This is a genomic window from Acinetobacter sp. RRD8, from assembly GCF_031844225.1.
In the GTDB taxonomy this organism is placed as follows: domain Bacteria; phylum Pseudomonadota; class Gammaproteobacteria; order Pseudomonadales; family Moraxellaceae; genus Acinetobacter.
This window is the reverse complement of record NZ_JAUZUU010000051.1, coordinates 1-1,194: the sequence shown is the minus strand read 5'-3', so window position 1 is coordinate 1,194 and position 1,194 is coordinate 1. Positions and strand designations below refer to the sequence as shown.

Sequence of the window (1,194 nt, the reverse complement as noted above, 5' to 3'; positions counted from 1 at the left end):
CATGGCTAAGGCTAAGTTTGAACGTAATAAGCCACACGTTAACGTGGGCACAATTGGTCACGTTGACCATGGTAAAACAACTTTAACAGCTGCAATTGCAACTGTATGTGCGAAGAAATTCGGTGGCGAAGCGAAAGACTACGCTGCAATCGACTCTGCACCAGAAGAAAAAGCACGTGGTATTACAATTAATACTTCACACGTAGAATACGATTCTCCAACTCGTCACTACGCTCACGTAGACTGCCCGGGCCACGCCGATTATGTTAAAAACATGATTACTGGTGCTGCTCAGATGGACGGCGCGATCCTTGTATGTGCTGCGACTGATGGTCCTATGCCACAGACTCGTGAACACATCCTGCTTTCTCGTCAGGTAGGTGTACCTTACATCGTTGTATTCTTGAACAAATGCGACCTTGTAGACGACGAAGAGCTTCTTGAGCTAGTTGAAATGGAAGTTCGTGAACTTCTTTCTACTTACGACTTCCCGGGTGATGACACTCCAGTAATTCGTGGTTCTGCTCTTCTTGCGCTTAACGGTGATGACAGCCAATACGGCGAGCCAGCTGTAGTTGCGCTTGTTGAAGCACTTGACTCTTATATCCCAGAGCCAGAACGTGCAATTGACCTTCCATTCCTTATGCCAATTGAAGACGTATTCTCAATCTCTGGTCGTGGTACAGTAGTAACTGGCCGTGTAGAGACTGGTATCGTTAAAGTAGGTGAGTCTGTAGAAATCGTTGGTATCCGTGATACTCAAACTACTACAGTAACCGGCGTAGAAATGTTCCGTAAGCTTCTTGACGAAGGTCGTGCGGGCGAGAACTGTGGTGTTCTTCTTCGTGGTACTAAGCGTGAAGACGTACAACGTGGTCAAGTATTGACTAAACCAGGTGCGATCAAGCCACACACTAAATTCGATGCGGAAGTATACGTACTTTCTAAAGAAGAAGGTGGTCGTCACACTCCATTCCTTAACGGTTACCGTCCACAGTTCTACTTCCGTACTACGGACGTAACTGGTGCGATCGCGCTTAAAGAAGGCGTGGAAATGGTTATGCCTGGTGACAACGTTGAGATGTCAGTAGAGCTAATCCACCCGATCGCAATGGACCCAGGTCTACGTTTTGCGATCCGTGAAGGTGGTCGTACAGTTGGTGCTGGTGTAGTTGCTAAAGTAACTGCATAATC

Annotated in this window: 1 protein-coding gene; it reads left to right on the top strand. The window is 47.1% G+C overall.

Going from position 1 to position 1,194, the window contains the following annotated elements; all coding sequences use genetic code 11:
- Position 1: 1 nt before the first annotated feature.
- Positions 2-1,192, top strand: a complete 1,191-nt coding sequence (tuf, locus tag Q9R24_RS14975) for an elongation factor Tu (RefSeq protein ID WP_004646112.1) — start codon at positions 2-4, stop codon at positions 1,190-1,192.
- Positions 1,193-1,194 lie beyond the last annotated feature (2 nt).